A 1709-nucleotide genomic window follows, 5' to 3' on the forward strand; every position below is an offset into this window, starting at 1 on the left:
ATCCTGTTGCATACAAGTCCTCCTCAAATTTCGGTTTACCATCATATTTTTAACAACCACACGAATTTTATTTAAAGAAATAGGACCATCCCGAATGTGTTTTTAATACATAGACTCTTTAATGGCTCTCCAATTTATATGAGGAATATTCATCCAATATAGAGTATAATGAAGGTTCGGATTTTTATTTTCAAGGAGAATCTAATTATGAAGCAAACCTTTACCTTAAAGGAAAAAACAAAGCAAATATGTATCTTGTTAATTCCGATCTTAATTACACAGCTTGGCATGTTTTCGATGGTGTTTTTTAATACAATTATGTCGGGGAAGTTCAACTCTACAGCGTTAGCAGGAGTGGCGATTGGCTCCTCCATTTGGAGTCCCATTTTTACTGGGATAAGCGGTATTCTCCTTGCTGTTTCACCCATTGCGGCACAACGCTTTGGGGAAAAAAAGAGCAATGAAGTCGCATCCGTTGTAAAGCATGGAATTTATCTCTCAATATTGATTGCGCTAGTGGTTATCCTTTTTGGCTTCTTTTTGTTAGACCCTATTTTAGATAAAATGAATTTGAATACCGGTGTTCAAGAAACGGCTTTTCATTATCTAATCGGACTTAGCTATGGAATTCTGCCATTATTTATTTTTAATGTACTACGATCATTTATCTATGCACTTGGCAAAACACGGGTCATCATGATCATTATGCTTTTGTCGTTGCCATTGAATTTCTTTTTGAACTATGTGCTCATTTTTGGAAACTTAGGCTTTCCAGAGCTTGGTGGGGCGGGGGCAGGTTACGCAACATCAATAACATATTGGGGGATTATGGTGATGACTGTGTTTATCGTCAGAACCCAAGAACCATTCTCATCGTACCCGGTATTTGCCGATTTCAAAGAATTTTCGTGGGATAAATGTAAGGAGATATTAAAGATCGGCGTTCCGATGGGGCTTTCAACTTTCTTTGAAACAAGTATGTTCGCTGTGGTTACGATTCTATTAAGTAAGTTTAATGTCACCACGATTGCCGCCTATCAATCAGCCTTAAATATCGTTTCCTTTTTGTATATGATTCCAATTAGTATTTCGACGGCACAAACGGTCCTTGTTGGATATGAGGTAGGGGCTCGGCGCTATAAAGATGCGAAACAATACAGCTGGTTGGGGATTTATCTAGCGATCTTGATTGCTGTTTTCACAGGATTATTTGTCGTGATTTTTCGCTATCAAGTTGCCGGTTTTTACTCGAATGAAATAGAGGTGATTAATTTAACCGCCAATTTCTTGATCTTTGCGCTGTTTTTCCAAATTTGTGATGCCATTCAGGCGACAGCACAAGCGGCCTTAAGAGGCTATAAAGATGTTAATCTAGCCTTTATTATGACCTTAATCGCTTATTGGTTAATCTGTCTTCCAGCAGGATACCTGCTTGCCCACTACACAAGTCTGGGAGCAAGAGGCTACTGGCTCGGTCTAACCATCGGCCTCCTCGCCGCAGGAATAGCCCTATCCATCAGGCTCATCTATATCCAAAAACGAAAATTCGTCAATAAAGCAGTTATGTAGTGGATATGGATGTTTTAATTATTGGTGTCAGGCACCACAAAAATACAATTGTGCAATTATGTCCTCCTGGAGTGGATACTTTGCCGAAGTGAGGACAAAAAAGGTCATGTAGAATTCTTACATGACCTTTTTTGTCTCTT

General features: G+C 39.0%; 1 protein-coding gene. It reads left to right on the top strand.

Translation table 11 applies throughout. From position 1 onward, the window contains the following. Positions 1-207 precede the first annotated feature (207 nt). Entirely contained in the window at positions 208-1569 is a 1362-nt protein-coding gene (locus V7659_RS06595) for an MATE family efflux transporter (RefSeq protein ID WP_335538935.1), read from the top strand. The last annotated feature ends 140 nt before the right edge of the window (positions 1570-1709 follow it).

It is taken from the genome of Neobacillus drentensis (assembly GCF_036966985.1).
In the GTDB taxonomy this organism is placed as follows: domain Bacteria; phylum Bacillota; class Bacilli; order Bacillales; family Cytobacillaceae; genus Neobacillus; species Neobacillus drentensis_E.

Bases quoted from the DNA above. Each gene is read 5' to 3' on its own strand.
- V7659_RS06595 (WP_335538935.1), top strand. From the start codon at position 208: ATGAAGCAAACCTTTACCTTAAAGGAAAAAACAAAGCAAATATGTATC.